The sequence below is a fragment of the Kitasatospora sp. NPDC058243 genome (assembly GCF_042882025.1).
In the GTDB taxonomy this organism is placed as follows: domain Bacteria; phylum Actinomycetota; class Actinomycetes; order Streptomycetales; family Streptomycetaceae; genus Kitasatospora.
In genome coordinates, this window is record NZ_JBHVWW010000129.1 from 2850 (window position 1) to 7388 (window position 4539).

Genomic DNA, 4539 nt, shown 5'->3' on the forward strand with positions numbered 1-4539 from the left:
CGCCCGGGGCGGCCGCACGCCACGGCCGAGACGAGCAGCACCCAGGTCTGTCCGCCCCACGGGTCCGTCGGAGGGAGCCCGCCATGCCGCACCGAGCCCTGACCCACCCCGCCCGGCCGCAGGAGGCCCCGGCGCCGCCACCCGTCAGCACCGCGCCGTACACCCTGGTGCGCGCCACCGTCCTCGCCCGCCCCGCCCAGTCGGCCCCGGCCGCCGCCGTCCGGGCCCTGCTGGCCCGGCTCACCGCCGTCGAAGCCGCGGACGCCGCTCTGCGGCCCACCCTCTGCGACGACCTCCACGCCGGCCGCGCCGGCCACGGCGAGGCGTTCCACCGGCAGGTCGTGCTCCCCTTGCGCCGAGACCTGCACAACGGGCGCCCGCCGCGCGCCGTCCTGCTCGCCCGGCTCGCCGACCTCCCCGCCCGAACCCCGCGCCTCGCCGAGTGGCTGGAGCTGCGCGCGCGGCGCACCAGCCTGCTCGACGACCTCGCCGCCGCCGTCGCGCCCGCACTGGCCGCCGAACGCGCCGCCCTCGCCGAACTCTGCCGCTCACCCGCGTTCACCCGTGCCGTCGCCCTCACCAGCGCCGACCTGCTGCGCGCGGTCGGCAACACGGCGCGCGACGGCGGTGCGGCGGGGGAACGGCGGGGCCGGGCGCGCAAGGAGGAGGCCGCGGTGCTGCGCCACGCCCTGCGGGCCACCAGCAAGACCAGCCCGCTCTCCTGGTTCACCGCCGTCGGCTGGGCGGCGGGCGGCGACACCGCCCCGCGCGCGGTCGTCAAGGAGAACCGGACGCTGGTCGGAGCCCTCGTCCAGGCCCTGCTCGACGAACCCCGTCGCAGTCGCACCCTGCCGCACCGGATGGCCAGCGCCGCCCGGATCGACGGTGACCGCGCCCGCTACGCCCGCACCCGGGTGGTGTTCGCGGGCGGCCGCTACCTGGTCACCCGCGAGGAGGAGGTCGAACTCGCGGCCCGCCCCGAACTGGCGCTCCTCGGCGCGCTCTCCGACACCCCGGACACTCCGGCCCGGCTCACCGAGCGCCTCACCGCCGCCCTCGGCCGCGCCGACGGCGACCCGGCCGTGCACCGGTTCGTCGGACAACTCCTCGACGCCCGGCTGCTCGTGCCCGCCGACCCCGTCGATCCGCAGGACCAGGACCCGCTGCGACGCCTCGGCGACTGGCTGCGGCAGTGGCCCGAGGACGCCGACCTGAGCCGACGCCTCCACCAACTCTCCGATCACACAGCCCAGTTCCATACGACCCAGGCGGAGCGGCGCCCGGCGCTGCTCGCCGCTCTCGCCGCCGACTGGCGCCGGCTGCTCGCCGACGCCGGTCGGCCCGTCCCGCCCGACGCCGCGCCCCTCACGGTGCTCACCGAGGACGTCCACGCCGCACCCCTCGCGGTGCTCACCGAGGACGTCCACGCCGCAGCGCCGCCGCGGCCCCGGCTGGAGCCTGCCCGGCCGATCCAGCCCGGCCCGCGGTCGACCGGACACGACCTGGACGGCGCCGACCGGGCCGCGCTCGGCGAACTCACCGCCCTGGCAGAGCTGTTCGACCTCGGCCACCTGATGCGCCGGGCGGCCCGGGACCGCTTCGTCGCCCGCTACGGCGTCGGCGGCGTCTGCGTCACCCCGTGGGAGTTCGGCGCCGATGCCGGCGAAGCCTGGGCCGACGCCGGACGGACCGCCGGACCGCCGGAACTGCGCCTCCTGCGAGAGGAGTTCACCGCCACACCCGTGGTCGACGGCGAGCTGCTGCTGCCCACCGACCGGATCCGCGCCCTGGCCGCCCGCCTGCCGGACTGGACCGCCGCCCGGCCGCTCAGCTACTCCTGGTTCGTCCAACACGACCTCGCCGACGGCCTGTTGTGCGTCAACCACGTCTACGGCGGCTGGGGGCGCTTCACCAGCCGCTTCCTCGACGCCGGCACGCCACAGGCCGCCGACGTCGCCCGGCAGATCCGCCGCGGCCTCGGCGACGGCGCCCGCGCCGCCCAGATCCGCCCGGTCGGCGGCTTCAACGCCAACCTCCACCCCCGGCTGCTCGCCGACGAGATCGGCCCCGACCGCCGCTGGACCAACCTCGCCGAACCGGACCTCGACCTCGTCCACGACCCCGCCACCGATCAGCTCCGGTTCCGGCTGCGCACCACCGGTGAAGCCCTCGACGTGCTCTACCTGGGCTTCCTCGCGCCGATCATGCTGCCGCAACGGCTCGCACCCCTCCTCGCCGACCACCCCAACGGCATCGTCGACTTCCGCCCGCTGCTGCCCCGCACCACCCTGCCCGCTCCCGGCGGCACCGTCACCCGCACACCCCGGTTGCGCTACGGCCACGTCGTCCTCGCCCGCCGCCGCTGGCACCTGCCCGCGGCCGTCCTCGACGCCCTGCGCGCCGACCTCGCCGCCGAGACCGGCCCCGGCGACGTGCCCGCGGCCACCGCCGCCCGCTGGCGGGCCCTCCTCGACCTCCCCGAGCAGCTGTTCCTGCACCCCGTGCCGGACGGCCCCGCAGCCGGCCCCGAAACCGGCCCCGCAGAGGGTCACGCCGTCGACGCCTTCATCGCCCGGCTGCGCGCCCCCAAACCGCAGCCGGTCGACCTCGGCAACCCCCTCCACCTGCACCACCTCGCCAAATGGCTCACCCGCCACCCCCGCGGCGTCGTCCTCGAAGAGGCCCTGCCGGCGCTCGGTGGCCGGCCCCGGCCGACCGGGGCCGTGGAACTCGTCGCCGAGACGTACCGCCCTGCCCACCGCCGTCCCAGCGGGGCGTGGGGTGACCGCCCGGACAGGGCCCGGCGGCAGCCAGTGGTGAGCGGCCGCCGCACCGGGGCCGCAGTGGAGACGAAGTCCCATCCGTGCAGGCCCATCCGTAGAGGCCCATCCGTAGAGGTCCATCCGTGCAGCGTCGAGGAGGCGTTCGATGAGTGATCCGGCCGGTGGCCCGCGGGCCGTGACGGCGTGTGACGTGGTCCTGTACTACTACCAGCCCACCAAAGCCCGGGCGTTGCGCGAGGCCGTGCTGCCGTTGGCCCGGCAGGCGGCGGGGGACGGCCTGGGCGTGCACGTCGAGCGGCACTGGCGGTTCGGACCGCACCTGCGCCTGCGGCTGTCCGGCCCGGCCGACCGGGTGGCCGCCGCGGCCGAGCGTTCCGCGGCGGCGCTGCGGGCGTGGACGGCCGCCCATCCGTCCGTCGCGGACCGGACCGACGCCCAGGTGCTGGCGGAGGCGGCCGTCGCCGGGCGGGTCGAGCTGGTCGCGCCGCCGTACGGTCCGCTGGTGCCGGACAACACCGTCCGGGTGGAGCCCGTCGAGGCCGGGGCCGCGACCTCCCTGGACGCGCTGCTCGGGCCCGACGCGGCGGCCCTGCGGGACGAACTGCTGCGACTCGGACTGCCCGCCGTCGGCTCCGCCTGCGACTTCCTCGGGGCGCACGGCGACACGCCGCAGGCCAGGGTCCAGCTGGTGGCGGCGGCGCTGGCGGCGCACGCGGCCGCCCACCCGGACGGGCTGATCGGCGGTCACTACTCCTTCCTCTCGCACCTGGAGGACTTCCTCGTCCACGAGGATCCGGACGGGCGGCTGCGGGACGCGTTCGAGCGGCACTGGGAGGGGAGCGGCCGGGCCGTCACGGCACTGGTCGGCCGGATCGTCGACGGCGGGGCGAAGGGCTGGGAGCGGGACTGGGCGCGCTGGTCGGCGACGGCCTGGCGCCGGGCGGAGGAACTGCTGGCGGCCGGGGCCGACCTCGGCGGCGACCGGTCGGAGTACCGGGACCGCGCCGCCGCGCTCGGGGACCGGGCCACCGCCGAACGGTGGAACCCCGAACTGCGTACCGTCTACAGCGAGTTCCACCAGCTGCTGCACCGGTCGGACCCGGCGGGCACGATGTGGAGCCGCCCCGACTACCTGATCTACCGGGCCTGCACCAACGGCCTGTACAGGCTGCTCGCGATCTGTGACGTCCGGCCGGTGGAACGCTACCTCGCCGCCCACCTGGTGGTGCGCAGCGTGCCGGAGCTCACCGGGCACCAGTGGCGGGACCGGGTCGACGAGGTGATCGCCGTGGTCGAGGGGGCGGCGTGACGGCCCCGGAGCCCCGTCCCCGGCTGCGCCCGGGCGTGGCGGTGACGCCGCTGCGCGACGGGCTGCACCTGCGGGGGCGCGGCACCAGCCTCACCCTGGAGGGCAGTCGGGCGCTGCCGGCCCTGTGGAAGCTCCTGGAGGCCCGGCTGGGCCCCGAGGCGGACGGGCACCCGGAAGCCGTTCCGGCCCGGGTGGAGGCGGCGCTCGCCACGGTGACCGCACGCCTGCGCGAGTACGACCTGCTGGTCGACCGGCCGGGCCGCCCCGGGAACGCCGACCACCCCGACCGCGCTGACCACCCCGACGGCGCCGACCGGCCGGGCCGCCCCGACGACCGCGAACTCCCGCCGTGGCCCGCCGCGGTGGCCGCCCGGCCCGCGGCAGCCGCGGCGGCCCTGGCCGCGGCCCGCCCGGTGGTGTCCGCCGCGGACCCCGACGGGCCGGGCG

2 protein-coding genes and 1 pseudogene are annotated in these 4539 nt (G+C 77.6%); all 3 read left to right on the top strand.

What is annotated here, in order from left to right; all coding sequences use genetic code 11:
• Nucleotides 1-83: 83 nt before the first annotated feature.
• Nucleotides 84-2936: a lantibiotic dehydratase gene (locus ACFVX9_RS39255; RefSeq protein ID WP_387987029.1), complete on the top strand. Its 2853-nt coding sequence runs from the start codon at nucleotides 84-86 to the stop codon at nucleotides 2934-2936.
• A complete protein-coding gene (locus ACFVX9_RS39260; RefSeq protein WP_063345887.1) occupies nucleotides 2929-4092 on the top strand; it encodes a lantibiotic dehydratase C-terminal domain-containing protein in 1164 nt (387 codons plus the stop codon). The genes ACFVX9_RS39255 and ACFVX9_RS39260 overlap by 8 nt, the downstream gene beginning before the upstream one ends.
• A pseudogene (locus ACFVX9_RS39265) lies at nucleotides 4089-4539 on the top strand (hypothetical protein); the annotation flags it as partial. The gene ACFVX9_RS39260 and the pseudogene ACFVX9_RS39265, both read left to right, overlap by 4 nt.

Bases quoted from the DNA above. Each gene is read 5' to 3' on its own strand.
- ACFVX9_RS39255 (WP_387987029.1), top strand. From the start codon at position 84: ATGCCGCACCGAGCCCTGACCCACCCCGCCCGGCCGCAGGAGGCCCCG.
- ACFVX9_RS39260 (WP_063345887.1), top strand. From the start codon at position 2,929: ATGAGTGATCCGGCCGGTGGCCCGCGGGCCGTGACGGCGTGTGACGTG.